The following is a 24,181-nucleotide window of genomic DNA, read 5'->3' as shown; positions in this document are numbered from 1 at the left end:
GGGGAGGGGGGCCGGCGGCCATGCCGCTGCATCTGCATTTCGGCGCCGACGACCTGCTCCGCATCCGCTTCGCCGTCTCGCCGCTGTGCGAGACGCATGAGGCCGTACGGACCCTGCGGCGCGCCGACCGGCACGGCTACCACACACCGTGGCTGCGCCGGATGCGCCAGGCGCTGGCGGGGCTGGATCTGACGCCGCTGTGGCTGTTCATGCCGTCGCCGCCACCCGGCTACACACCGGACTTCCTGGGCCGCCCGCCAAAGACCCCGATGGCTTCGTTCGACGAGGAGCTGGCGCTGCTGCGGGCCACCGATCCGGCACTCGCCCGCGCCGAGATGGCCAAGTCGCTGGCCTGTACGCCGGGTGCCCTGGACTCGGCGCGGGGCCGTGCCGCGCTGGCCGACCCGGCGGCGGCGATCCAGGAGCTGGCCGAGGTCACCGAGCGCGCCTGGCACGCGCTGCTCGCCCCGGACTGGCCGCGGCTGCGGGCGCTGCTGGAGGCCGAGATCGCCTACCGGTCGCACCAGTTGGCCGGCGGCGGGCTGCAGCGGCTCTTCGCCGATCTGCATCCGCTGGTGTCCTGGTCGGGCGACACCCTCACGGTCCGCACCCGGATCGACTTCGTCCAGACGCAGGAACTCAAGGGCCGCGGTGTGCTGCTGTTGCCGAGCGTCTTCGTATGGCCGGACGTGGTCAGCGGCTTCGATCCGCCGTGGCAGCCGACCGTCATCTATCCGGCGCGCGGCATCGGCGGACTGTGGAGCGAACCGGAGACGGGGCCGGCGCTGGCCCGGCTGCTGGGGGTGAACCGCGCCGCGGTCCTGGCCGCGCTCGACGTCCCCTCGACGACGACCGCCCTGGCCCACCGCCTCGGACTGGCGCCCTCGTCGGTCTCGGCCCAGCTTTCCGTACTACGCGACGCGGGCCTTCTGACCTCGCGCCGCCAGGGGCACCGGGTGCTGTACGAGCGCACTCCGCTGGGCTTCGCGCTGACGCGCGGCTGATTCCCACGTTGTCGGCTGTCCCGCCGTGGGGGTTTCGCCGTTGCGCCTGGCGGCGGGCGGTTGTTTTTCGGGTGCGGCCCCGTGGTGCCGTCTCGCCGTTGCGCCTGCGGCGGGCGTGGTGTTGTCGGCTGCGGTGACAGCCCTACGGACTTCGTCCTACGGTCTGTCCCCTCCCGTGAGTGGAGGGTGAACAGGCCGGTGGGGGCGGGCCCCGTCCGTCGACTACCGGCACACGAACGCTGACGTTCACCCCCACCGGTCTCCTTCCCCCACTCACGGGAGGGGGCGGACCGCAGGGCGGAGTCCGGAGGGCCGCACCCGCTGCCGTAAACGCCCCGCGCAGCGGCACCAGCCCGCCGCAGGCGCAACGGCGCGAAAGCCAGACGAGTCGGCGGCAGCAAAGCGCAGCGGAGAGGCCGCAGGCGAAAAAAGCGAAACCCCCACGGCGGGAAAGCCGACAACGTGCGGGACTACCCCCGACTACCCCTCGGAGAGATGCCTCTCCACCGTCTCCACCTTCGACGTCAGCCCATCCGTCACCCCGGGACGGATATCGGCCTTGAGGACCAGCGAGACGCGTCCGCAGCGTGCCTCGACGGCCGCGACCGCGCGCTTGACGACGTCCATGACCTCGTCCCACTCGCCTTCGACGGAGGTGAACATCGCGTCCGTACGGTTGGGCAGCCCGGACTCGCGGACGACCCGGACCGCGTCGGCGACGTACTCGCCGACGTCCTCGCCGACGCCCAGCGGGCTCACGGAGAAGGCGACGATCATGCGTTGACGACGCCTTCCTTGCGGGCCCGGGCGGCGATCACGCCGGCCTCCTCCTCGCGCTTGAGGACGCGGTCGCCGTAGAGGCCGCCGAACGGCACGATCGCCAGCAGGAAGAAGAAGGCGACCCGCTTGAAGGGCCACTTGGTGCGGTTCCACACGTCCAGCAGCAGCACCACGTATGTGATGAAGAGCAGGCCGTGGATCAGGCCGAGCGGCATCACCAGGGCGTCGTAGTCGAAGGCCAGACGGAAGCCGGTGCCGAAGATCAGCAGCGCCGGGAAGGAGATCGCCTCCGGGATGGAGGCCAGGCGCAGGCGGTGCAGGGCGGCGGCGGTCTTGATGTCCACAACAACCTCGTTCGGGTGCGGATGGGCGGTCGGCGCGCAGCGCCGTCTTCTGGGGGTGGAGGTCGGGCGACGGGCGGGCGCACGCTTGTGCAAGGGTTCACAAGCGCGTCCCATTGTGACAGCCACCCCGGTGATCACCGCGCGCGGGGCCGTCGGAGGACCCCTGTCCTGGCGTCCGGGAGATCTCAGGGCGGTGTCAGGGGCATGGGACCTGCCCTGCGCGGCCCGGGCCGACTACCGTCTGACGCGTGGCTCAGTTTCGGCTCCAGGGGAGCAAGGTGCTCGCCGTCGATATGACGGGCGACGCCGTCAAGGCGAAAAACGGTGCGATGGTCGCGTACGACGGCCAGATGTCGTTCAAGAAGATGACCGGCGGCGGCGAGGGCCTGCGCGGCATGGTCACCCGCCGGCTGACGGGTGAGCAGATGGCCGTGATGGAGGTGAAGGGCCACGGCACGTGCTACTTCGCCGATCGCGCGAGCGAGATCAGCCTGGTGCAGCTGCGGGGCGAGAAGCTGTATGTGGAGGCCAGCAACCTGCTGTGCACGGACGCCTCGCTGCATACGGGCACGACGTTCACGGGTCTGCGCGGCGCCTCGCAGGGCCACGGCCTGTTCACCACGACGGTCGAGGGCAGCGGCCAGGCGGCGCTCATGTCCCACGGCCCGGCGGTGGTGCTGCGGGTCACCAAGCAGTACCCGCTCCAGGTCGACCCGGGGGCGTATGTCGCGCACACCGGCGAGCTGAAGCAGCACTTCCAGTCCGGGGTGAATTTCCGCAGCTTCATAGGGGAGGGCTCCGGCGAGGCCTTCCAGATCCGCTTCGAGGGTGAGGGCCTGGTGTACGTGCAGCCCAGCGAGCGCAACACCGTGGGCGGTGAGGTCTGATGCCGTTCACGGCGCTCAACTCCCGCATGGTGGAGGCCAGGATCGGTCCGGGCCAGCGGATGTTCAGTCAGCGCGGGGCGATGCTGGCCTATCGCGGCGAGGTGTCCTTCACCCCGAACATCCAGGGCGGACAGGGCGGGGTCGGCTCGATGATCGGCCGGCGGATCGCCGGTGAGGCGACCCCCCTGATGACCGTCGAGGGCACGGGGACGGTCATGTTCGGGCACGGCGGTCACCACGTCCAGGTCGTCGACCTGACCGGCGAGACGCTGTACGTCGAGGCCGACCGGCTGCTGGCCTTCGACGGCTCGCTGCAGCAGGGCACGATGTTCATGGGCTCGCAGGGCGGGGTGATGGGCATGGTGCGCGGCCAGGTCACCGGCCAGGGCCTGTTCACCACGACCCTCAAGGGCGTCGGCTCGGCCGCGGTGATGGCGCACGGCGGTGTCATCGAGCTGCCGATCACGCCCCAGCGCCCGGTCCATGTCGACCCGCAGGCCTACGTCGCCCACCGCGGCGAGGTCCGCAACAAACTGTCCACGGCGCTCGGCTGGCGCGACATGGTCGGCCGCGGCTCGGGCGAGGCCTTCCAGCTGGAGCTGTCGGGCCAGGGCACCGTCTACGTACAGGCGTCGGAGGAGAAGCTGTGACCGGTCCCGTCGTCCACGACGTCTCCTCGCTCCCCGCCGACGACAACGTCAATCCGTACGCCTTCAGCGTCGATCTGAACGGCCAGTGGTTCCTGCAGAAGGGGAAGATGATCGCCTACTACGGGCGGATCGACTTCCACGGCATCGGGCACGGCCGGCTGGACCGGCTGATCGCCGGAAGTTTTCATTCGCCACTGCACGCCGCGGACTGGGTCGTCGCCGAGGGGCAGGGAAAGATGCTGCTCGCGGACCGTGCGTTCGATGTGAATTCCTTCGATCTGGATGAGGGCAACCTCACTATTCGCTCGGGCAACTTGCTCGCGTTTCAGCCATCTCTGTCGCTGAAGCAGTCGATCATCCCGGGCTTCCTCACCCTCATCGGTACGGGCAAGTTCGTGGCCGCCTCCAACGGCCCGGTGGTCTTCATGGAGCCGCCGCTGCGGGTGGACCCGCAGGCGCTCGTCGGCTGGGCGGACTGCCCCTCCCCCTGCCACCACTACGACCACCAGTACCTGCGGGGATTCCTGGGCGGGCTGCGGGCGCACACCGGCATCGGCGGGGCGTCGGGCGAGGAGCACCAGTTCGAGTTCGTCGGTGCCGGCACGGTCCTGCTGCAGTCGACGGAGCAGCTGATGCCGGAGCTGGCGACCGGCGAGATCCCCGCGGAGGCGGGCGTTCCGGGCGGCGGCGGGCACGGCCCGCACGGCGGCGGACACCCCCCGCAAAGTGGCTCACAACTGCCCCAACTGCCCGGCAACCTCGGGAGCCTCCAACGCCGCTTCGGGCTGTGAGCGGTAGTCTGCGGACGGTGACGTCGAACGAATGACCAACGTCCGACCCCGACCGGCCGGCGCCGCCATCCCGGCACGATTAATTAATTATTCAACTTTTACGGATAGAATTCATCCATGACGACCGACAGCGACACCCCCTGGCTGACCGACCAGGAGCAGCGTGCCTGGCGCACTCATCTGGACGTCAGCAGGCTGCTGATGCACCAACTGGAGCGCGATCTGCAGCCGTTCGGCCTGACGAACAACGACTACGAGATCCTGGTCAACCTCTCCGAGGCCGAGGACCACCGGCTCCGGATGAGCGACCTGGCAGCCAGCACCCTGCAGTCCAAGAGCCGTCTCTCCCACCAGATCACCCGGATGGAGAACGCCGGTCTGGTGCGCCGCGAGAGCTGCGAGTCGGACCGTCGAGGCCTGTACGCCGTGCTGACGGAGGAGGGCTGGGACACCATGCGCCGGGTCGCCCCGCACCATGTCGCATCGGTCCGCAAGCACTTCATCGACCTGTTCGCCCCCGACGACCTCGAAGCGCTGCGCGCCTCGCTCACTCCGGTGGCCGAACACCTCCGCACGCATCGCGGCGGCCTCTGACCCAGAGCCCCGCGGCCCCGCCCCGGGGCCGCGGCGCCGGATCAGCCGGCCACCGGCAGCCGCAGCTCGAACACCGCGCCCTGGCGGACGGCCAGCGAGCCACCGTGCCGCACCGCGACATCCCGCGCGATGGCCAGCCCCAGCCCGGCCCCGCCGTCGTCCCGCGCCCGCGCGTCGTCGAGCCGTACGAACCGCTCGAAGATCCGCTCCCGCTCCGCCTCCGGGACCCCCGGCCCGTTGTCCTCGACCCGCAGCACCGCCCACTCCCCCGCGCGCACCACGTCCACCCGCACGGACGAGTCCGCATGGCGCTGCGCGTTGTCCAGCAGATTGCCCAGCACCCGCCCCAACTGGCTCCGGGACCCGGCCACTTCCACGCTCGCCGACTCGCCCACCCGCACCGGGATCCGGTCCCCGACCCGCTGCGAGCTCTCCTCGCGCACCATCGCCGCCAGGTCCACGCGGGCGTCGGCCGGCCGCTCCCCGGCGTCCAGCCGGGCCAGCAGCAGCAGATCCGCCGCCAGCCGCTGCAGCCGTACGGTGTCGGCCACCGCTCCCGGCACATCCAGCAACTCCGGGTGCGCCACCGCCACTTCCAGCTGGGTGCGCAGACTCGCGATCGGGCTGCGCAGCTCGTGCGAGGCGTCCGCCACGAAGCGCCGCTGCCGCTCGACGCTCGCCTCCAGCGCGGCGAGCGTCTCATTGGTCGTCCGCGCCAGCCGGGCGATCTCGTCCCGCGCGGCCGGCTCCGGCACCCGCCGCGACAGGTCCGTGCTCGCCGTGATCGCCGCCATCTCCGCACGGATCCCCTCCACCGGCCGCAGCGCCCGCCGGGTCACCAGCCAGGTCACGGCCGCCACCACCACGAGCAGCAGCGGCAGCCCGATCAGCATGGCGTCGCGCACCGACCCGACGGCGTCCCGCTCCGGCGCCAGCGCCGAGCCCGCCCGCACCGTGGCCTTCTCCCCGCGGCCGTCCTTGGCCTCGACCACCGCGAACCGGTAGTCGCCGACCGTGCCGTCGACGTCCGCGGTGCCGTCCCGATAGCGGACGTCCTCGTCGACCTCGCCGGGCCTGAGCCCGGTCGCGTCGTCGTCCTCCCCGCCGTCGTCGTCATCCGGCGGCGGGGCGTGCCCCGCGCCCTGCTGCCCGCCCGACACGCGCCTGCCGTCGACGGCCCGTACGTCCTCACCCGCCGCCAGCACCCGGCCGTCCTCGTTGGTGACCACCACCGGGTGGTCGTCGCCGTCCGGCAGGTCGAGCTTCGGGTACGCGGTGCCCGTGGCGATCTGCGCGGCGACCTCGCGCGCGGCGACCTCGGACCGCAGCCCGGCCTGCTGCTGCAGATTGCCGCGCAGCACCAGCAGCACCGCGGTGCCCGCCGCGATCAGCGCCAGCGCCACGACCGCGGTCGCGCCGGCCGCCGCCCTGGCCCGTACGGACCCCGGCGCCCTAGTCACCGGCCACCAGCCGGTATCCCGCACCGCGCACCGTCGCGATGTGCCCGGCGCCGAGCTTGCGCCGCAGCGCGCTGACGTAGACCTCGATGATGTTGACATCGCCCTCGTAGGCGAAGTCCCAGACGTGCTCCAGGATCTCCGCCTTGGAGACGACGTCGCCCGGCCGCAGCGCCAGCTGCTCCAGTACGGCGAACTCCTTCGCGGTCAGCGCCACTTCCGCGCCGTCCCGCTCGACCCGGCGCGCCCCCTGGTCGATGGCGAGCGACCCCACCCGCAGCACGGGCTGCGCGCTGCGCCCGCGCCGCCGCAGCAGCGCCTTCACCCGCGCCACCAGCACCACGTACGAGAACGGCTTGGTCAGGTAGTCGTCGGCGCCGGTGTCCAGCCCCTCGGCCTCGTCGTACTCGCCGTCCTTGGCGGTCAGCATCAGGATCGGCACCTCGTTGCCGGCCGCGCGCAGCGCCCCGCAGACGTGGTAGCCGTTCATGCCCGGCAGCATGATGTCGAGCACGATCAGGTCGTAGCCGCCCTCACCCGCCCGGTGCAGTCCCTCCCGGCCGTCGTGCACCACATCGACCGCGTACCCCTCGGCCCGCAGGCCCTTCGCCAGCGACAGGGCCAGCCGCTTTTCGTCCTCCACGATCAACAGGCGCATACACGTACCTTGCCAGGCCGAACCTGAAGACCCCTTCAGGCGCCTTCAGCTCCCCTTCAGCTTCGCCCGGCCATGGTGGGGACACAGCGTTCGAAAGCGCTGGCACAGCCGACCTCAGGGGAGAGAAACATGAAGCGCCACCTCGTCATCGCCACCACCGCCGCGGCCGCCCTGATCGCCGGGGGGACGGTCACCGCCGTCGCGGTCAACAACGACAGCGGCCCCGGCAGCGCCCAGTCCGGCGCGCAGACCTCGGCGCAGCCGGCGAAGCAGTCCAGCATCCAGTTGCGGGACGCCGACGACCACGGCCAGGAGGAGGTCCGCGAGGCCGGCGCCGCCAAGGTGACCGCCCCCGAGGCCGCGGCCGCCGCCCTGAAGGCCGTCCCCGGCGCCGTCACCGGCCTCGACCTGGACACCGACCGGCCCGGCCTGGTCTGGGACGCGGACGTCCTGGGCAAGGACGGCAAGTGGCACGAGCTCACGCTGGACGCGGGCACCGCACGGGTGCTGAACCAGCACGTCGAGCACGGCGACGACGACGATCACGCCCGCGCCGCGGCCGCCCTCAAGGGCGCGCGCACCGACGCCGCGGCCGCCGCCCGCAGCGCCGCGACGCACGGCACGGTGACCTCCGTCGAGCTGGACGGCGACCACCGTTCGAAGGCCGTCTGGGAGGTCGAGACCGTCACCAAGGACGGCAAGGAGCACAAGCTGCTGGTCGACCCGCAGACCGGCAAGCTGAGCGCCGCGCCCGCACACGACGCGGACGACGACGACAACGACGGCGCGGACGACTGAGGACCGCGCGGAGGCCGGGGCACCACGGCGCCCCGGCCTCCTGGTCTGTCCGACGGGCCGGACGCCGGGCGTCAGCCCCCGTTCGTCAGCCCCTCCACCAGCTCGTCCGCCGCCCGGTAGGGGTCCGTCTCACCGGCGACGATGCGCTCGGCCAGGGCGTCCAGGCGGCGGTCGCCGCTCAGGTCCCCGATGCGTTCGCGCAGCGCGGTGACCGCGATGGTCTCGACCTCGTGGGCGGCCCGGGCGCGGCGGCGCTCGGACAGCACGCCGTGCTCCTCCATCCAGGCGCGGTGCTTCTCCAGCGCCTCGACGACCTCGTCGACGCCCTCGGCGCGCGCCGCGACCGTCTTGACGATCGGGGGGCGCCAGTCCCCCGGCGCCCGGGATTCGCCCAGCCCCAGCATGTGGTTGAGCTCGCGGGCGGTGGCGTCGGCGCCGTCCCGGTCCGCCTTGTTCACGACGTAGACATCGCCGATCTCCAGGATTCCGGCCTTCGCGGCCTGGATCCCGTCGCCCATGCCGGGCGCGAGCAGCACCACGCTGGTGTCGGCCTGCGAGGCGATCTCCACCTCGGACTGGCCGACGCCGACCGTCTCGACGAGGATCACCTCGCAGCCGGCCCCATCCAGGACCCGGATCGCCTGCGGTGCGGCCCAGGCCAGGCCGCCCAGATGGCCGCGGGTGGCCATCGAGCGGATGTACACGCCGGGGTCGGAGGCGTGCTCGCTCATCCGGACCCGGTCACCGAGCAGCGCGCCACCGGAGAACGGCGAGGACGGGTCGACGGCGAGGACGCCGACCCGCTTGCCCGCCTTGCGGTAGGCCGTCACCAGCGCGGAGGTGGTGGTGGACTTCCCGACTCCGGGTGAGCCGGTCAGCCCGACCACATAGGCGTTGCCGGTGAGCGGCGCCAGCGCCGCCATCACCTCACGCAGCTCCGGCGCCGCCCCCTCCACGAGGGAGATCAGCCGGGCCACGGCCCTGGGCCGGCCCTGCCGTGCCTGCTCCACCAGCTGGGGGACGTCCACCATCGCTGCCCGTCTCCTTCGGCTCGCTCGTCCGCGTCCGGCCCGCCCGTACGCGCTTACTTACCCGGTACGCGAATGATCAGGGCGTCGCCCTGGCCACCGCCACCGCACAGCGCGGCGGCACCCACGCCACCGCCCCGCCGGCGCAGCTCCAGCGCGAGGTGCAGCACGATGCGGGCGCCGGACATGCCGATCGGGTGCCCCAGCGCGATCGCGCCGCCGTTGACATTCACCTTTTCCGGGGATACCCCGAGATCCTTCATTGACTGCACGGCGACGGCCGCGAACGCCTCGTTGATCTCGATCAGGTCAAGATCGTCGACGGTGAGGCCGTCCTTGTCCAGTGCGTGGTTGATGGCGTTGGACGGCTGGGACTGCAGCGAGTTGTCCGGGCCCGCGACGTTGCCGTGCGCGCCGATCTCCGCGATCCACTCCAGGCCCAGCTCCTCGGCCTTGGCCTTGCTCATGACGACGACGGCGGCGGCGCCGTCGGAGATCTGCGAGGACGTGCCGGCGGTGATCGTGCCGTCCTTGGCGAACGCCGGACGCAGCTTGCCCAGCGACTCCGCCGTGGTCTCCGCGCGGATGCCCTCGTCCTTGCTGAAGACGACCGGCTCGCCCTTGCGCTGCGGAATCTCCACGGGGGTGATCTCGGCCTCGAAGAGCCCGTTCTTCTGGGCCGCGGCGGCCCGCTGGTGGGAGCGCGCGGCGATCTCGTCCTGCTCCGGACGGGCGATGCCCAGCCGGGTGTTGTGCTTCTCGGTCGACTCGCCCATCGCGATGCCCTCGAAGGCGTCGGTCAGGCCGTCGTGGGCCATCGCGTCGAGCATCTCGATGGCGCCGTACTTGAAGCCCTCACGGGACTTGGGGAGCAGGTGCGGGGCGTTGGTCATGGACTCCTGGCCGCCCGCGACGACGACGTCGAACTCACCTGCGCGGATGAGCTGGTCGGCCAGCGCGATGGCGTCCAGGCCCGAGAGGCAGACCTTGTTGACGGTCAGCGCGGGGACGTTCATGGGGATGCCGGCCTTGACCGCGGCCTGGCGGGCCGGGATCTGCCCCGCCCCGGCCTGCAGCACCTGGCCCATGATCACGTACTGCACCTGGTCGCCGCCGATGCCCGCCCGGTCCAGCGCCGCCTTGATGGCGAAGCCGCCCAGATCAGCGCCCGAGAAGGTCCGCAGGGATCCCAGGAGCCGCCCCATGGGGGTGCGGGCTCCCGCCACGATGACTGAGGTGGTGCCGTTCGTTGCAGACATGCGATGCGGCCTTCCTTTGCAGGGAAGTTAACGAGGGTTCCCGTCAATGTACTGAGCGGTACGCCCGGGGTCACCGGCAAGCGGGTGTGATCGCGCGCACGTTGCGTAACCAGCCGTGAGAGGGGTGCACTGGAGCCATGCTGACGCGAATCGACCACATCGGGATCGCCTGTTTCGACCTCGACAAGACTGCTGAGTTCTACCGTGCCACGTACGGCTTCGAGGTGTTCCACTCCGAGGTCAACGAGGAGCAGGGCGTGCGGGAGGCCATGCTCAAGATCAACGAGACGTCGGACGGCGGCGCCACGTACCTGCAGCTGCTGGAGCCCACCCGCGAGGACTCCGTGGTCGGCAAATGGCTGGCCAAGAACGGTGAGGGCGTCCACCACATCGCCTTCGGCACCGCGGACGTCGACACCGACTCCGCGGCCATCCGCGACAAGGGCGTCCGGGTCCTCTACGACGAGCCCAGGACGGGTTCGATGGGGTCGCGGATCACCTTCCTGCACCCCAAGGACTGCCACGGCGTGCTGACCGAACTCGTCACCGCCGCGCCCCCCGCCGCGACGGACCACTGACCTTCGCCTTCCCCGGCCGGTAGAGTGCAGCCTCGGCCGGGGTACGGGAATGGGGCTCGATCCATACTCTGCCGATGATCTGACACCATTTCTTCGGAAGGGTCGGCTCCAACGGGTGTGAGTCCGGTACGACGTGACGTGTACGGGACGACCACTGCAGGACCGGAGCCGGCCGCCACCATGACCAGGGGACGGATGGGACCGCGCAGTGCGGGGCAACGACCGCTACGAGGCTGACGACCACCTCTCGCAGTTCGAAGCCGAGATGGAGCGGCTGAAGACCGAGCGGGACAAGGCCGTCCAGCACGCCGACGATCTCGGCTACCAGGTCGAGGTGCTGCGCGCCAAGCTGCATGAGGCGCGCCGCAACCTCGCGACCCGCCCTGCCTACGACAACATCAGTCACCAGGCCGAACAGCTGCTGCGCAATGCGCAGATCCAGGCCGACCAGCTGCGTTCGGACGCCGAGCGCGAGCTGCGCGAGGCGCGGGCGCAGACCCAGCGGCTGCTGCAGGAGCAGGCCGAGCGGCAGTCCCGGCTGGAGGCCGAGCTGCACGCCGAGGCGGTCAGCCGCCGCCAGCGCCTCGACGAGGAGCTCAACGAGCGCCGGCAGACCGTCGAATCGCACGTCAACGAGAACGTCGCCTGGGCCGAACAGCTCCGCGCCCGTACGGAGTCGCAGGCCCGCCGCCTGATGGAGGAGTCCCGGGCGGAGTCCGAGCAGGCGCTGGCGTCCGCGCGGGCCGAGGCCCAGCGGCTGGTCGAGCGGGCCCGTGAGCGGCTCGGCACCGAGGCCGAAGAGGCCCGCGCCGAGGCGGAGTCCATCCTGCGCCGGGCCCGTACGGACGCCGAGCGGCTGCTGACCGCCGCCTCCAACCAGGCCCAGGAGGCCACCGACCAGGCCGAGCAGCTGCGTACCAGCGCCGGCACCGACGCGGAGGAGGCCCGCCGGCAGGCCGCCGAGCTCACCCGCACCGCCGAGTCCCGCATCCAGGAGGCGGACACGGCGCTGCGCGAGGCGCGCGCCGAGGCGGAGAAGCTGGTCGAGGAGGCGCAGCAGAGCGCCACCAAGCGGCTGTCGGCGGCCGAGTCGGAGAACGAGCAGCGCACCCGTACGGCCAAGGCGGAGATCGCCCGACTGGTCGGTGAGGCCACCAAGGAGGCCGAGGCCCTCAAGGCGGAGGCCGAGCAGCTGCGCGCCGACGCCCGTACGGAGGCCGAGCGGCTGGTCGCCGAGGCGCAGGAGACCGCGCGGTCGAAGGTGGCCGAGGACTCCGCGGCGCAGCTGGCGAAGGCCGCGCGCACCGCCGAGGAGGTGCTGACCAAGGCCTCGGAGGACGCCAAGGCCACCACCAAGGCCGCCGCCGAGGAGGCCGAACGGCTGCGCAGGGAGGCCGAGTCCGAGGCGGACCGGCTGCGCGAAGAGGCCCATGACACCGCGGCGCAGCTCAAGGGCGCGGCGAAGGACGACACCAAGGAGTACCGCGCCAAGACCGTCGAGCTCCAGGAGGAGGCGCGGCGGCTGCGCGGCGAGGCGGAGCAGCTGCGCGCCGACGCGGTCGCCGAGGGCGAGCGGATCCGCAGCGAGGCCCGCCGGGAGGCGGTCCAGCAGATCGAGGAGGCGGCCGGTACCGCCGAGGACCTGCTGTCCAAGGCGAAGTCCGATGCCGAGGAGACCCGTTCGGGCGCCGTCACCGAGAGCGAGCGGGTGCGGACGGAGGCCATCGAGCGCGCCTCGGCGCTGCGCCGGCAGGCCGAGGACGCACTGGAGCGGGCCCGTGCCGAGGCCGAGCAGCTGCTGACCGAGGGCGCCGAGGCCGCGGAGCTGGTGACCGACGAGGCCGAGGCGGCCGCGGCACGGCTGCGCGCGGAGGCCGAGGCGGCCGCCGAGGAGCGGCGCGCCGAGGCGCAGGCAGAGCTGGACCGGCTGCGCGGTGAGGCGGACGACAAGGTCGCCGCCGCCGAGGAGTCGCTGCGCGAGGCCCGCGCGGAGGCCGAGCGGCTGCGCCGGGAGACCCAGGAGGAGGCGGCCCGGCTCAAGGCGGAGGCCGCGGAGCGGCGGCGCACGCTGCAGCAGGAGGCCGAGGACGAGGCCGAGCGGCTGCGAAGCGAGGCCGCGGCGGACGCCTCGTCGGCACGCGCCGAGAGCGAGTCGGTCGCCTCGCGGCTGCGCAGCGAGGCCGCGGCCGAGGCGGAGCGGCTGAAGACGGAGGCCCAGGAGACCGCGGACCGGGTGCGCGCGGAGGCGGCGGCCGCCGCCGAGCGCACGGGCACGGAGGCCGCACAGGCACTGGCCGAGGCGCAGGAGGAGGCCGCACGGCGGCGCCGGGAGGCCGAGCAGCTGCTGGGCGAGGCCCGCGAGGAGGCCCACCAGGAGCGCACCGCCGCCCGCGAGCAGAGCGAGGAGCTGCTGGCGTCGGCCCGTACGCGGGTCGCCGAGGCCCAGGAGGAGGCCGCGCGACTGGTCGAGGAGGCGGACCGGCGCGCCGCCGAGCTGGTGGCGACGGCCGAGCAGACCGCGCAGCAGGTGCGGGAGTCGGTCGCGGGGCTGCACGAGCAGGCCGCCGAGGAGATCGCCGGTCTGCGGTCGGCGGCCGAGCACGCGGCCGACCGCACCAAGACGGAGGCACAGGAGGAGGCGGACCGGGTCCGCACCGACGCCTACGAGGAGCGGGAGCGCGCCTCGCAGGACGCGGCGCGGATCCGGAGCGAGGCGCAGGAGGCGTCGGAGGCCGCGAAGTCCCTGGCCGAGCGGTCGGTCGCGGAGGCGATCGAGGAGGCCGAGCGGCTGCGCGCCGAGGCGGCCGGGGTGCTGGACGAGGCGCGCCGGGAGGCCGACACGGCGCGGACGCAGGCCGGTGAGCAGGCCGACCGGCTGGTGTCGGAGGCCACCGCGCAGGCCGGGAAGCTGGTCGCGGACGCCTCGGCGAAGGCCCAGCAGCTGCGTACGGACGCCTCGGACGCGCTGGCGTCCGGCGAGCAGGACGCCGCGCGGGCCCGCGCGGAGGCGCGGGACGACGCCAACCGCATGCGCTCGGACGCCGCGGAGCAGGCCGACCGGCTGATCACCGAGGCCCGTACGGAGGCCGAACGGATCGTCACCGAGGCCACCGAGCTGACGTCTTCGGCACAGGACGACGCCGACCGCACCCTCGCCGAGGGCCGCGAGGCCGCCGAGAGGCTGCGCGCGGAGGGCGAGCAGCAGGCCCGGTCCCTGGTGGCGGAGGCCACCGAGACGGCGCAGCGGCTGCGCGCCGAGGCGGCCGAGGTGCTGGAGAGCGCCCGCAAGGACGCCGAGCAGACCGGCGACGAGGCGCGCAAGGCGGCCAACAAGACGCGTTCGGACGCCGCGCAGCAGGCCGACGAGCTGATGTCGCAGGCCGCGACCGAGGCGGAGCGGCTGCGCAACGACGCGGCCGAGACCACCGCGGACGCCGAGCGGGACGCGGACCGCACCCGGGCCGACGCCCGTGAGCAGGCCGACCGCATGGTCGCGACGGCCACCGCGGAGGCGGACCGGCTCCGGGCGGAGGCGGCCGAGACGGTCACCGCCGCGCAGGAGCACGCCAACCGCACCCGCGGGGAGTCCGCGAAGATCAAGGAGGACGCGGAGGCGGCGGCCGAGCGGATGCGCGCCGAGGCCCAGCAGGAGGCGGAGCAGCTGCTCGACGAGGCCCGCAAGGACGCCGCCAAGCGCCGCGGGGACGCCGCCGAGCAGGCCGACCAGCTCGTCGCCAAGGCGCAGGAGGAGGCGCTGAAGGCGGCCACCGCCGCCGAGGAGCAGGCCGACACGATGGTCGGGGCGGCCCGCAAGGAGGCCGAGCGGATCGTCACGGAGGCGACCGCCGACGGCAACGCGCGGGTCGAGAAGGCCCGTACGGACGCCAACTCGCTGCTGGAGGAGGCCCGTGGGGACGCCACGGCCATAAGGGAGCGCGCCGAGGAGCTGCGCCAGCGCATCGAGTCCGAGGTCGAGGAGCTGCACGAGCGGGCCCGCCGGGAGTCGGCCGAGACGATGAAGAACGCCGGCGAACGGGTCGACAAGCTCATCGCGCAGGCCACGGCCCAGCAGGTGGAGGCCGAGGAGAAGGCCGACCGGATGATGGCGGACGCGAACAGCGAGGCGAGCAAGGTCCGGATCGCGGCGGTGAAGAAGGCCGAGGGCCTGATCAAGGAGGCCGAGAACAAGAAGGCCGAGGCGGTGCGCGACGCGGAGCGCCGGCGTGCGGAGGCCGAGGCGGAGGCTGCCCGCATTGTGGACGAGGGCAAGCGGGAGCTGGAGGTCCTGGTGCGCCGACGGGAGGACATCAACGCCGAAATCTCCCGCGTTCAGGACGTTCTGGAAGCCCTGGAGTCGTTCGAGACGCCCGGTGGGGGCGCGGAAGGCAAGACCAACGGGGTGAAAGCGGGCGCGGGAGCCGGTGCAACTCGTTCGAGTGGCAAGCAGTCTGAAGGGTAGCCACTCAAATGAGGGGTCATTCTCCAGATCAAACGGGCAATGACTCGATGACACGCCGTTGTGACCCCTAGGATTCTCCTTATCACCTCACCGGTCTCTTCGACAGGAACCCCATGAGCGACACTTCCTCCCCCTTCGGCTTCGAGCTCGTGCGGCGTGGGTACGACCGCGGTCAGGTGGACGACCGCATCACGAAGCTCGTCGCCGACCGCGACAGCGCGCTGGCCCGCATCACGTCGCTGGAAAAGCGGATCGAGGAGTTGCACCTCGAGACGCAGAACGCCCAGGCGCAGGTCAATGACGCCGAACCGTCCTACGCGGGCCTCGGAGCGCGCGTGGAGAAGATCCTCCGTCTCGCCGAGGAGGAGGCGAAGGATCTGCGCGAGGAGGCCCGCCGGGCCGCCGAGCAGCACCGCGAGCTGGCCGAGTCGGCCGCCCAGCAGGTCCGCAACGACGCGGAGGCGTTCGCCGCCGAGCGCAAGGCGAAGGCGGAGGACGAGGGCGCCCGGATCGTCGAGAAGGCCAAGGGCGAGGCGTCCACGCTGCGTGCCGAGGCGCAGAAGGACGCGCAGTCCAAGCGCGAGGAGGCGGACTCCCTCTTCGAGGAGACCCGCGCCAAGGCCGCCCAGGCCGCCGCCGATTTCGAGACCAACCTCGCCAAGCGCCGCGAGCAGTCCGAGCGCGACCTGGCCTCGCGTCAGGCCAAGGCCGAGAAGCGGCTCGCGGAGATCGAGCACCGCGCCGAGCAGCTCCGCCTGGAGGCCGAGAAGCTGCGCACGGACGCCGAGCGCCGGGCCCGCCAGACGGTGGAGACCGCGCAGCGCCAGGCCGAGGACATCGTGGCGGACGCCAACGCCAAGGCCGACCGCATCCGCAGCGAATCCGAGCGCGAGCTGGCGGCGCTGACCAACCGCCGCGACTCGATCAACGCGCAGCTGACCAACGTCCGCGAGATGCTGGCGACGCTGACCGGCGCGGCGGTGGCCGCGGCCGGCGCCCCCGGCGACGAGGAGGCCATCTCCCGCGGCGTCCCGGCCCAGCAGACCCGCTGACTGTCGGAAGGTTTCACCACTCCCCCGTGCGACCGCGCCCCCGCATCGCGCCCACCGAGGCGGATACGGGGGCGCGGTCGTAGGTGTCGACCGGGCGGCCCCGCCCCGGTGGCAGGGCCCGTGCGCCGCCCCTAGCGTGCTGTACATGATCGAGCTCGACGGGCTGACCAAGCACTACGGCGACACGGTCGCCGTGGACCACCTCACCTTCACGGTCCGGCCCGGCATCGTCACCGGCTTCCTCGGCCCCAACGGCGCGGGCAAGTCGACGACCATGCGGATGATGCTCGATCTGGACAACCCCACCTCCGGTACGGTCCGCATGGACGGCCGGCACTACCGGCAGCTGCACGACCCGCTGACGTACATAGGCGCGCTGCTGGAGGCGAAGGCGGTACACGGCGGCCGCAGCGCCGCCAACCATCTGCTGTGCCTGGCGCAGAGCAACGGCATCCCGCGCAGCCGGGTCGGCGAGGTGCTCGACACGGTGGGGCTGAGCTCGGTCGCGAAGAAGCGCGTCAAGGGCTTCTCCCTGGGCATGAGCCAGCGGCTCGGCATCGCCGCCGCCCTCCTGGGCGACCCCCAGGTGCTGCTCTTCGACGAACCGGTCAACGGCCTGGACCCCGAGGGCATCCACTGGATCCGCAACCTGATGAAGAACCTCGCGGCACAGGGCCGTACGGTCTTCGTCTCCTCCCACCTGATGAGCGAGATGGCGCTGACCGCCGACCACTTGGTGGTCATCGGGCAGGGCCGGCTGATGGCGGACACGTCCATGAAGGACTTCATCCACCAGAACTCCCGGTCGTACGTCCGGATGCGGAGCCCGGAGCGGGAGCGGCTGCTCGGTGTGCTGCGGGACGAGGGCATCCACGCGGTGGCGGTCGGCGACGGCTCGCTGGAGGTCGACGGGGTGCCCGCCGAGCGGCTCGGCGAACTGGCCACCGCCCACCATCTGGTCCTGCACGAACTGAGCCCCCAGCAGGCCTCCCTGGAGGAGGCGTTCATGCGGCTGACGGCCGGGTCGGTGGAGTACCACGCGCACGACGGCGAACCGCACACCGCACCGGACCGGCCGCCCCGGCCCACGCCACCCCCGCAGTCGCCGCTGCCCCCGGGGCCGGCCGGAGCGGGGCCCGACGCGCCCCGGCCGGCCGGCTGGGGCGCCGACTGGCGGAAGAAGGGGAGCTGATCCGATGGCGGTGGTCGGGCAGGTCATCCGTTCGGAGTGGACCAAGATCAGGTCGGTGCGGTCCACGGTGTGGACGCTGGGCACCGCCGTCGTGGTCACCCTCGCGCTCGGCGTGCTGATCTGCACGCTGGTCGGCAACGACTTCGCCGCCCTGCCGGCCCGGGAACGGCTGTCGTTCGACGCCACCAACCTGAGCTTCGCCGGGATGGGACTGGGCCAGCTCGCGATGATCGTCTTCGGGGTGCTGGTGGTCTCGAACGAGTACAGCACCGGCATGATCCGCGCCTCGCTCGCGGCCGTACCGCAGCGCGGCACCTTCCTGTTCTGCAAGCTGCTGGTGGCCACCGCGCTGGTCTTCGTCGTCGGCCTGGCGACCAGCTTCGCCGCGTTCTTCACCGGGCAGTCGGCGCTGGGCGAGGGCCTGCGCGCGCACCTCGGTGATCCGGGGGTGCTGCGCGCGGTGATCGGCGGCGGCCTCTACATGACCCTGATCGCGCTGTTCTCGATGGCGGTCGCCACGATGCTGCGCAGCCCGATGCTGTCGCTGGGCATCCTGATGCCGTTCTTCTTCCTGATCTCGCGCATCCTGGGCAACGTCTCCGCGACCCGCAAGGTCGGCCGCTTCCTGCCGGACCAGGCGGGGCAGAAGATCATGGAGGTGGTGCCCCCCGCCGGCAGCGATGTGCCGTACGGCCCGTGGGGCGGTTTCGGCATCATGGTCGCCTGGACCGCGGCCGCCCTGATCGGCGGCTACGTACTGCTGAAGAGACGGGACGCATAGCCGCCCGCGGCCGCCCCCGTACGGCGGCCGGGCACCGCGCAGCGAAATTGACGGGAACCGTCAACGCCCGGATAGCCTCCTAACCCTCACGGGGGTACGAGAGCACCTCTGCCCCGACCATCTCGCGAGGGGCGGAGAATGATCGAGGCAGTCGGCCTGACGAAGCGCTACGGCGCCAAGACGGCCGTGTACAACCTGTCGTTCCAGGTACGGCCGGGGGCGGTGACCGGCTTCCTGGGGCCCAACGGCTCCGGCAAGTCGACGACCATGCGCATGATCCTGGGTCTGGACGCACCGACCTCGGGGCACGCCACCATCGCCGGCCGCCCGTTCCGCAGCCTCCCCAACGCCCCGCGCCAGGTGGGCGCGCTGCTCGACGCCAAGGCCGTGCACGGCGGCCGCAGCGCGCGCCAGCACCTGCTCTCGCTCGCCCAGCTGTCCGGTATCCCCGCCCGCCGGGTCGACGAGGTGCTCGGCGTGGTCGGTCTCCAGGGCGTCGCGGGCCGGCGCTCCAAGGGCTTCTCGCTCGGCATGGGCCAGCGCCTGGGCATCGCCGCGGCGCTGCTCGGCGATCCGCAGGTGCTGCTCTTCGACGAGCCGGTCAACGGCCTGGACCCCGAGGGCATCCTGTGGGTGCGCAACCTGATGAAGCAGCTGGCGGCCGAGGGCCGTACGGTCTTCGTCTCCTCCCACCTGATGAGTGAAATGGCGCTGACCGCCGACCACTTGATCGTGATCGGCCGCGGGCAGCTGCTGGCGGACATGTCGGTCAAGGACTTCATCTCGGCCAACTCCGCCGATTTCGCCCGGGTCCGCACTCCGGACACCGAGCCGGAGCAGCGCGAGAAGCTGACCGCCGCGATCGGCGAGGCCGGCGGCCAGGCGACGCCGGAGCCGGACGGCGCACTGCGGGTGACCGGGCTGCCGCTGCCCAGGATCAGCGATCTGGCGCACGAGGCCGATGTCCGCCTCTGGGAGCTGTCGCCGCACCAGGCGTCCCTGGAGGAGGCCTACATGCGGATGACCCAGGCCGCCGTGGACTACCGCTCGACCAACGACCCGCGCGCCGGTCTGCAGCAGGCCGCCGCCGGGTACGCCCCGCAGGGCGGCGTCCCGGGGTACGCGGGTGGTCAGCCCGCGATGCCCGGTCACGAACAGCCCAATCCCTACGCCCAGCAGGCTCCGTACGGCCAGGCGCCCGCCGCCCCGGGGGTGGGCTATCCGCCGCCGGCGCAGGGTCACCCGTACGGGGCACCCGCGTCGTACGGTGCGCCCCACCCTTACGGGCAGCAGCCGGCCGCGCCCATGCCGCCCACCGCCGCCGGCGCCCCGGCCGCGCACCCCGCACCCCCCGCACCCGCCGCCGGTCAGCCCGCGCCGGCCGGTGCCCCCGCAGACCTGCCCACGCCGCAGAACGAGGACGCCCGATGACCAGCCCTCAGCAGCCGCAGCCCCAGCCGCAGCCTGAGCGCGGACCGCATGACGCCGGCGCACCGCAGCAGCCGATGCCCGCAGCACCGCCGATGCCGCCCACCGCACCGCCGGCCGCCCCGCCCCAGCCGCAGGGCCTGCCGGAGCAGCCGGCCGACCAGCAGCCGGCGCCGGGTCAGCCCGCACCCGCCAAAGAGGCCGGCACGATGATGCTGCAGGCCCAGCCGGCGCCCGGTCAGCCCGCACCCGCCAAGGAAGCGGGCACGATGATGCTCCAGGCCCAGCCGATGCCCGAGCAGCCCGCCCCGGCCGGGCAGGCCGGCACGATGATGCTCCAGGCCCAGCCGATGCCCGAGCCCCGGCCGCTCGCCGCACACGGTCCGGGCAAGGACGGCGGCACGATGATGCTCCAGGCCCAGCCCCCGGTGGCGGCCCAGCCCCCGGCCCAGGGCCCCATCCCGGCAGCGCAGCCGCCGGCCCCGCACCAGCCCCAGCCCGGTTACGCCGGCGCGGGCGTCGGCGGATACAGCTCGCCGATCCCGGTGCGCCCGACCCATCTCGGCCATGCGCTGGCCTCCGAGTGGACGAAGATCCGCTCGGTGCGCTCGACGATCTGGACGCTGGGCGTGATGCTGCTGCTGATCGTCGGCATCGGTCTGCTGGGGACCCTCGCGGCGGGCTCCGACCGCGAGATGGACCCGCTGCTCGGCGTCGGCTTCGTCGGCGTACTGCTCGGCAGCCTGTGCGTGATCACCCTCGGCGTGCTGTCGATCTCCTCGGAGTACGGCACCGGCATGATCCGTACGACGCTGACCGCCTGCCCCAGCCGTATGCGGGTGCTGACCGCGAAGGCGCTGGTCTTCTTCACCCTGGCGCTGGTGATCACGACGATCGCCACCTCCCTGGTGGCGCTACTGGACTCCGCGACGCTCAACGGCCCCGCGCCGACCACCGACCAGTGGCTGCGCGCCACCGTCGGCGCCGGCCTGTACGTGGCGCTGCTCGGTCTGCTGGCGCTGGCCGTCGGCACGTTGCTGCGGCACTCCGCCGGCGCCATCAGCGCCATGATGGGCGTGGTGCTGCTGCCGATGCTGCTGGCGCTGTTCCTGCAGGGTGAGAGCGTCAAGGACCTCCAGCGGGCACTGATCGAGTACTCGGTGCCGAGCGCCCTGGCCACGCTCTACGACATTCCGTTCCTCAGCACCGGCCCGTCGGGCTGGACTCCCCTGTGGATCCTCGCCGGGGTGACCGCGGTGGTGCTGGGCGGCGCCTACGCCGCCCTCGCCCAGCGCGACGTCTGACGCCGCACCCCGCGCCCAGCGGTCAGTACCTGGGCGCGTTCCGGGACCGCTGGAGCCGCGCGCTCCGGCGGTCCCGTGCGTTCCAGCACGCCTTGTGCCAGTGCCGGCGGTCGTCGACGTCGCCGTGCTGAGGCCAGGCGACGACATGCGGGACCCCGGGCGGGATCTCCTGGTCGCAGCCGGGGCAGCGGTAGTGCTTGGCCGCGCCGCCGCCTCCGACCTGCCGCACGACCCAGTCCTCGCCCCGCCACTCCTCGGTCTGCTCCAGGCCGTAGCGGTCACCGCCCGTGCGGTCGATGGGCTTCGCACCGCCGCGCTGGCGGTTTCGACGCGGGGACACAGAACACCTCGGGATGCGTACGGGGTCACGGGCTGTCACCAGCGTACGCGGCGCCGTCGGGGGTAGAAGCCGCCCTACGGGATTCTGCGATCATCGGGAAATTCCGCGCCAGGCCGTGCCCTTGGCACGTGTCAGCCGTTGTTGCCTGTAAGGGGGGAGTCGCGTCGGCTGCGAGGAGGCAGAGAGCGATGCGCGTTGGGGCTTTCATCCTGGCCGCTCAATTCCCCGGTCAGGGACAGGGGGAGGCACTGCACCGCGCGGTGCGTTCCGCGGCGGTCGCCGAGGAGGCCGGGCTCGACGACGTCTGGCTGGCGGAACACCACTTCGTGCCGTACGGCGTCTGCCCGAGTGCGGTGACCCTGGCCGCGCTGCTGCTGGGCCGCACCCGCCGGATCGGCGTCGGTACGGCGGTAAGCGTACTTCCCACCCAGCATCCCGTGGCGCTCGGCGAGCAGGCCGCGCTGCTGCACCTCACCTCCGACGGCCGCTTCACACTCGGTGTCGGCCGCGGCGGCCCCTGGGTCGACCTGGAGGTCTTCGGCTCCGGGCTCGCGGCGTACGACCACGGCTTCCCCGAGTCGCTCGATCTGCTGCTGCGCTGGCTGCGCGAGCCCAGGGTCGGCGCGCAGGGCGAGCGCTACACCTTCCGGGAGGTGGCGGTGGTGCCGCGGCCGGACCAGGCGCTGGGCGATCCGGACGATCCGTGCGCGGTGCCCCCGGGGCCGCCGGTGGTGGTGGCGTGCACCTCGCCCTCGTCGGTGCGGATGGCCGCCGAGCGCGGGCTGCCGATGCTGCTCGGCATGCACTGCGGCGACGAGGAGAAGGCGGAGATGGTCGCGTTGTGGCGGTCCGCCGCGCGGGAGGCCGGCCGGGACGGCGACGAGATCGCCGCGGCCGGGCACGTCTCGGCGGGCGTGGTGCAGATCGCCGACGGCCGCGCCGGGGCGACCGAGACCCTGACGAAGGCGATGCCCGGCTGGCTTCGGCAGGGGCTGGGCGCGCATGTGACGGTCGACGGCCGCTATCGCGCGATGCGCGATCCACTGGCCTATACGGAGTTGCTGTGCCGGCTGCATCCCGTGGGCCCGCCGCGCCTGTGCGTGGACCGCCTGGCGGCGGCCTCGGAGCGTACGGGCATCACCCGCTTCGCGCTGCTGGTCGAGGGCTCCGGTGATCTCGCGGCGACGGAGGAGAACGTCCGCCGGTTGGGCACGGAGGTCATGCCGCAGCTGGGGTGAGCCCGCCCGGTGCGGCGCCGTCGGTGGTGCGAGGGCGCCGTGCCGTGAAGCTGTCGTCGTCCGGCCTCGCGGTGGTGCTGCCGCTGGCACAGCGTTTCGGAGCGCGCCCAGCCCCTCGTACGCAGCGGCAGCAACTCCGATCAGCAGTCGCGGAGTTCAGGCGACTGGTTCAGCAGCTGGCCCCGGATCGAGGTGAATCTGGCCAGGCGGTCGTCCACCGCCGGGTCGAGCGGGAAGACCGCGACCCGGTGGCAGTTCTGGAAGGCGAGCCGCACACCGAAGTGGCGCTCGAGCGAACCACGGATGGCGTCACTCGCCAGCGCGCGCAGCAACTGGCCGCGCGCCTGCTCGTCCGGCGGGGGCGTCTGATTGTCGGCGAACTCTCCGCCGTCCACCTTCAGCTGGGCCACCAGAGAGCTGATCATCCCCCATGCGTAAGGCAGGGATTTCCGGACGCAGTCGACAAATACGGCTTCGTCGACCTCGCCTCGCTCGGCCTGTTCGAGGAGGGCCGGTGAGACGTCGAGCGACATGAGGTTCTCCTCTCGCGGCCCCGCCGGGACGGACAGGGCCTCAGGGATGGGACAAGGGGTTTCGCGACAGAGCGTGTTCGCCTCACGACCCCCTGCTTCAACGGTATGCCGCGCAAGAGGCCCGCACCAGGAGATTGCACATACAACCGGCCAATGGCGAACGCCGGGGGTGCGGGGATTTCCCCCGTAAAGGCACCGTGGTCCAGGGCGAATCGCGTAGCGGGCCCTCGGTCGAGTAGCGTGACGCCCCATGCGTCTCGTCATCGCCCGCTGCTCCGTGGACTACGCGGGCCGGCTCACCGCCCATCTCCCCTCCGCCCCTCGCCTCATCCTGGTGAAGGCGGACGGCTCGGTCTCCATTCACGCGGACGACCGCGCCTACAAACCCCTTAACTGGATGTCCCCGCCCTGCACTCTCAAGGAGGGCGACGGCACCGTGTGGACGGTGGAGAACAAGGGTGGCGAGAAGCTCATCATCACCCTCGAGGAGGTCATGCACGACTCCTCGCACGAGCTGGGCGTCGACCCGGGCCTGATCAAGGACGGTGTGGAGGCGCACCTCCAGGAGCTGCTCGCGGACCGTATCGAGACCCTCGGCGAGGGTTACTCGCTGATTCGGCGTGAATACCCCACTGCCATTGGCCCGGTGGATATCTTGTGCCGGGACGCTGATAACCAGACCGTGGCGGTCGAGATCAAGCGGCGTGGTGAGATCGACGGCGTGGAGCAGCTCACCCGCTATCTCGAACTCCTCAACCGCGACCCGCACTTGGCGCCCGTGAAGGGCGTCTTCGCCGCTCAGGAGATCAAGCCGCAGGCCCGGGTGCTGGCCACCGACCGCGGCATCGGCTGCGTCGTCCTGGACTACGACGCGCTGCGCGGCATCGAGGACGACAAGCTCCGGCTGTTCTGACCCCGCCGCCCCCGCGGCACACCACAGCGGGGGGGGGGGGGGGGGGGGGGGGGGGGGGGGGGGGGGGGGGGGGGGGGGGGGGGGGTGACGGGGGGGGGGCGGCGTCCGTTGTT

23 protein-coding genes are annotated in these 24,181 nt (G+C 72.4%); 15 read left to right on the top strand and 8 right to left on the bottom strand.

What is annotated here, in order from left to right; all coding sequences use genetic code 11:
- The first annotated feature begins 20 nt into the window (after positions 1-20).
- Positions 21-1,004 (top strand): ArsR/SmtB family transcription factor, encoded by a 984-nt coding sequence (locus ACZ5XZ_RS04685; protein WP_468974606.1) that lies wholly within the window; start codon positions 21-23, stop codon positions 1,002-1,004.
- Positions 1,005-1,484: 480 nt separating this feature from the next.
- Here the strand turns inward: ACZ5XZ_RS04685 and ACZ5XZ_RS04680 are convergent, their stop codons facing one another.
- Together ACZ5XZ_RS04680 and ACZ5XZ_RS04675 are read right to left on the bottom strand one after the other, a co-directional pair.
- Complete coding sequence (locus ACZ5XZ_RS04680) at positions 1,485-1,781, bottom strand: MTH1187 family thiamine-binding protein (protein WP_468974604.1); 297 nt, start codon at positions 1,779-1,781, stop codon at positions 1,485-1,487.
- Entirely contained in the window at positions 1,778-2,128 is a 351-nt protein-coding gene (locus tag ACZ5XZ_RS04675; RefSeq protein ID WP_468974602.1) for a DUF3817 domain-containing protein, read from the bottom strand. Before ACZ5XZ_RS04675 ends, ACZ5XZ_RS04680 begins: the two co-directional genes overlap by 4 nt.
- A gap of 248 nt (positions 2,129-2,376) precedes the next feature.
- Between ACZ5XZ_RS04675 and ACZ5XZ_RS04670 the strand changes: the two genes are divergently transcribed.
- The 4 genes from ACZ5XZ_RS04670 (at position 2,377) to ACZ5XZ_RS04655 (ending at position 5,050) form a co-directional block, all read left to right on the top strand.
- The gene (locus ACZ5XZ_RS04670; RefSeq protein ID WP_384432088.1) at positions 2,377-3,015 is read left to right on the top strand and encodes an AIM24 family protein; all 639 of its coding nucleotides are present in this window, start codon (positions 2,377-2,379) and stop codon (positions 3,013-3,015) included.
- Complete coding sequence (locus ACZ5XZ_RS04665) at positions 3,015-3,665, top strand: AIM24 family protein (RefSeq protein ID WP_468974600.1); 651 nt, start codon at positions 3,015-3,017, stop codon at positions 3,663-3,665. Before ACZ5XZ_RS04670 ends, ACZ5XZ_RS04665 begins: the two co-directional genes overlap by 1 nt.
- Positions 3,662-4,456, top strand: a complete 795-nt coding sequence (locus ACZ5XZ_RS04660; protein ID WP_468974598.1) for an AIM24 family protein — start codon at positions 3,662-3,664, stop codon at positions 4,454-4,456. The genes ACZ5XZ_RS04665 and ACZ5XZ_RS04660 overlap by 4 nt, the downstream gene beginning before the upstream one ends.
- A 117-nt stretch (positions 4,457-4,573) precedes the next feature.
- Entirely contained in the window at positions 4,574-5,050 is a 477-nt protein-coding gene (locus ACZ5XZ_RS04655; RefSeq protein ID WP_384432097.1) for a MarR family winged helix-turn-helix transcriptional regulator, read from the top strand.
- Between the two features lie 41 nt (positions 5,051-5,091).
- Here ACZ5XZ_RS04655 and ACZ5XZ_RS04650 read toward each other — a convergent pair whose 3' ends face one another.
- Both ACZ5XZ_RS04650 and ACZ5XZ_RS04645 read right to left on the bottom strand, forming a co-directional pair.
- Positions 5,092-6,510: a sensor histidine kinase gene (locus tag ACZ5XZ_RS04650; protein WP_468974595.1), complete on the bottom strand. Its 1,419-nt coding sequence runs from the start codon at positions 6,508-6,510 to the stop codon at positions 5,092-5,094.
- Positions 6,503-7,165 (bottom strand): response regulator transcription factor, encoded by a 663-nt coding sequence (locus ACZ5XZ_RS04645; RefSeq protein ID WP_468974593.1) that lies wholly within the window; start codon positions 7,163-7,165, stop codon positions 6,503-6,505. The genes ACZ5XZ_RS04650 and ACZ5XZ_RS04645 overlap by 8 nt, the downstream gene beginning before the upstream one ends.
- A gap of 129 nt (positions 7,166-7,294) precedes the next feature.
- On the opposite strand from ACZ5XZ_RS04645, the gene ACZ5XZ_RS04640 reads away from it, so the two are divergent.
- Positions 7,295-7,963: a PepSY domain-containing protein gene (locus ACZ5XZ_RS04640; RefSeq protein WP_468974592.1), complete on the top strand. Its 669-nt coding sequence runs from the start codon at positions 7,295-7,297 to the stop codon at positions 7,961-7,963.
- A 71-nt stretch (positions 7,964-8,034) separates the two neighbouring features.
- Here the strand turns inward: ACZ5XZ_RS04640 and meaB are convergent, their stop codons facing one another.
- Entirely contained in the window at positions 8,035-8,994 is a 960-nt protein-coding gene (meaB, locus tag ACZ5XZ_RS04635) for a methylmalonyl Co-A mutase-associated GTPase MeaB (RefSeq protein WP_468974590.1), read from the bottom strand.
- A 53-nt stretch (positions 8,995-9,047) separates the two neighbouring features.
- Positions 9,048-10,250, bottom strand: a complete 1,203-nt coding sequence (locus tag ACZ5XZ_RS04630) for an acetyl-CoA C-acetyltransferase (protein WP_468974588.1) — start codon at positions 10,248-10,250, stop codon at positions 9,048-9,050.
- Positions 10,251-10,387: 137 nt separating this feature from the next.
- Here ACZ5XZ_RS04630 and mce point away from each other — a divergent pair, with 137 nt between their 5' ends.
- The 7 genes from mce (at position 10,388) to ACZ5XZ_RS04595 (ending at position 21,044) form a co-directional block, all read left to right on the top strand.
- Positions 10,388-10,828, top strand: a complete 441-nt coding sequence (gene mce, locus ACZ5XZ_RS04625) for a methylmalonyl-CoA epimerase (RefSeq protein WP_384432116.1) — start codon at positions 10,388-10,390, stop codon at positions 10,826-10,828.
- A 208-nt stretch (positions 10,829-11,036) separates the two neighbouring features.
- The gene (gene scy, locus ACZ5XZ_RS04620; protein WP_468974586.1) at positions 11,037-15,287 is read left to right on the top strand and encodes a polarized growth protein Scy; all 4,251 of its coding nucleotides are present in this window, start codon (positions 11,037-11,039) and stop codon (positions 15,285-15,287) included.
- Positions 15,288-15,400: 113 nt separating this feature from the next.
- The gene (locus tag ACZ5XZ_RS04615; protein ID WP_384432122.1) at positions 15,401-16,339 is read left to right on the top strand and encodes a coiled-coil domain-containing protein; all 939 of its coding nucleotides are present in this window, start codon (positions 15,401-15,403) and stop codon (positions 16,337-16,339) included.
- A gap of 145 nt (positions 16,340-16,484) precedes the next feature.
- Positions 16,485-17,531 (top strand): ABC transporter ATP-binding protein, encoded by a 1,047-nt coding sequence (locus ACZ5XZ_RS04610; protein WP_468974584.1) that lies wholly within the window; start codon positions 16,485-16,487, stop codon positions 17,529-17,531.
- Positions 17,532-17,535: 4 nt separating this feature from the next.
- Positions 17,536-18,312, top strand: a complete 777-nt coding sequence (locus ACZ5XZ_RS04605; RefSeq protein WP_468974582.1) for an ABC transporter permease — start codon at positions 17,536-17,538, stop codon at positions 18,310-18,312.
- A 138-nt stretch (positions 18,313-18,450) separates the two neighbouring features.
- Complete coding sequence (locus ACZ5XZ_RS04600; protein WP_468974580.1) at positions 18,451-19,743, top strand: ABC transporter ATP-binding protein; 1,293 nt, start codon at positions 18,451-18,453, stop codon at positions 19,741-19,743.
- A gap of 404 nt (positions 19,744-20,147) precedes the next feature.
- The gene (locus ACZ5XZ_RS04595) at positions 20,148-21,044 is read left to right on the top strand and encodes an ABC transporter permease (RefSeq protein ID WP_468974904.1); all 897 of its coding nucleotides are present in this window, start codon (positions 20,148-20,150) and stop codon (positions 21,042-21,044) included.
- Between the two features lie 22 nt (positions 21,045-21,066).
- Here ACZ5XZ_RS04595 and ACZ5XZ_RS04590 read toward each other — a convergent pair whose 3' ends face one another.
- The gene (locus ACZ5XZ_RS04590; RefSeq protein ID WP_468974579.1) at positions 21,067-21,384 is read right to left on the bottom strand and encodes an ATP/GTP-binding protein; all 318 of its coding nucleotides are present in this window, start codon (positions 21,382-21,384) and stop codon (positions 21,067-21,069) included.
- 188 nt (positions 21,385-21,572) lie between these two features.
- On the opposite strand from ACZ5XZ_RS04590, the gene ACZ5XZ_RS04585 reads away from it, so the two are divergent.
- On the top strand, positions 21,573-22,622 hold the full coding sequence (locus ACZ5XZ_RS04585; RefSeq protein ID WP_468974577.1) for an LLM class flavin-dependent oxidoreductase: 1,050 nt from the start codon (positions 21,573-21,575) through the stop codon (positions 22,620-22,622).
- A gap of 140 nt (positions 22,623-22,762) precedes the next feature.
- Here ACZ5XZ_RS04585 and ACZ5XZ_RS04580 read toward each other — a convergent pair whose 3' ends face one another.
- On the bottom strand, positions 22,763-23,155 hold the full coding sequence (locus ACZ5XZ_RS04580) for an SCO5389 family protein (RefSeq protein WP_468974575.1): 393 nt from the start codon (positions 23,153-23,155) through the stop codon (positions 22,763-22,765).
- Positions 23,156-23,405: 250 nt separating this feature from the next.
- Between ACZ5XZ_RS04580 and nucS the strand changes: the two genes are divergently transcribed.
- Positions 23,406-24,068: an endonuclease NucS gene (gene nucS, locus ACZ5XZ_RS04575; RefSeq protein WP_069571945.1), complete on the top strand. Its 663-nt coding sequence runs from the start codon at positions 23,406-23,408 to the stop codon at positions 24,066-24,068.
- Positions 24,069-24,181 lie beyond the last annotated feature (113 nt).

The organism is Streptomyces sp. NPDC033270 (assembly GCF_055576575.1).
Note: the sequence above shows the minus strand (reverse complement) of the source record. Positions and strands in the feature narration are given on the sequence as shown.

What these genes read in the sequence shown, in the direction of transcription:
- ACZ5XZ_RS04685 (WP_468974606.1), top strand. Translation starts at nt 21, where the DNA reads ATGCCGCTGCATCTGCATTTCGGCGCCGACGACCTGCTCCGCATCCGC.
- ACZ5XZ_RS04680 (WP_468974604.1), bottom strand. Translation starts at nt 1,781, where the DNA reads ATGATCGTCGCCTTCTCCGTGAGCCCGCTGGGCGTCGGCGAGGACGTC.
- ACZ5XZ_RS04665 (WP_468974600.1), top strand. Translation starts at nt 3,015, where the DNA reads ATGCCGTTCACGGCGCTCAACTCCCGCATGGTGGAGGCCAGGATCGGT.
- ACZ5XZ_RS04655 (WP_384432097.1), top strand. Translation starts at nt 4,574, where the DNA reads ATGACGACCGACAGCGACACCCCCTGGCTGACCGACCAGGAGCAGCGT.
- ACZ5XZ_RS04645 (WP_468974593.1), bottom strand. Translation starts at nt 7,165, where the DNA reads ATGCGCCTGTTGATCGTGGAGGACGAAAAGCGGCTGGCCCTGTCGCTG.
- ACZ5XZ_RS04640 (WP_468974592.1), top strand. Translation starts at nt 7,295, where the DNA reads ATGAAGCGCCACCTCGTCATCGCCACCACCGCCGCGGCCGCCCTGATC.
- meaB (WP_468974590.1), bottom strand. Translation starts at nt 8,994, where the DNA reads ATGGTGGACGTCCCCCAGCTGGTGGAGCAGGCACGGCAGGGCCGGCCC.
- ACZ5XZ_RS04630 (WP_468974588.1), bottom strand. Translation starts at nt 10,250, where the DNA reads ATGTCTGCAACGAACGGCACCACCTCAGTCATCGTGGCGGGAGCCCGC.
- mce (WP_384432116.1), top strand. Translation starts at nt 10,388, where the DNA reads ATGCTGACGCGAATCGACCACATCGGGATCGCCTGTTTCGACCTCGAC.
- ACZ5XZ_RS04615 (WP_384432122.1), top strand. Translation starts at nt 15,401, where the DNA reads ATGAGCGACACTTCCTCCCCCTTCGGCTTCGAGCTCGTGCGGCGTGGG.
- ACZ5XZ_RS04610 (WP_468974584.1), top strand. Translation starts at nt 16,485, where the DNA reads ATGATCGAGCTCGACGGGCTGACCAAGCACTACGGCGACACGGTCGCC.
- ACZ5XZ_RS04605 (WP_468974582.1), top strand. Translation starts at nt 17,536, where the DNA reads ATGGCGGTGGTCGGGCAGGTCATCCGTTCGGAGTGGACCAAGATCAGG.
- ACZ5XZ_RS04600 (WP_468974580.1), top strand. Translation starts at nt 18,451, where the DNA reads ATGATCGAGGCAGTCGGCCTGACGAAGCGCTACGGCGCCAAGACGGCC.
- ACZ5XZ_RS04595 (WP_468974904.1), top strand. Translation starts at nt 20,148, where the DNA reads ATGCTCCAGGCCCAGCCCCCGGTGGCGGCCCAGCCCCCGGCCCAGGGC.
- ACZ5XZ_RS04585 (WP_468974577.1), top strand. Translation starts at nt 21,573, where the DNA reads ATGCGCGTTGGGGCTTTCATCCTGGCCGCTCAATTCCCCGGTCAGGGA.
- ACZ5XZ_RS04580 (WP_468974575.1), bottom strand. Translation starts at nt 23,155, where the DNA reads ATGTCGCTCGACGTCTCACCGGCCCTCCTCGAACAGGCCGAGCGAGGC.
- nucS (WP_069571945.1), top strand. Translation starts at nt 23,406, where the DNA reads ATGCGTCTCGTCATCGCCCGCTGCTCCGTGGACTACGCGGGCCGGCTC.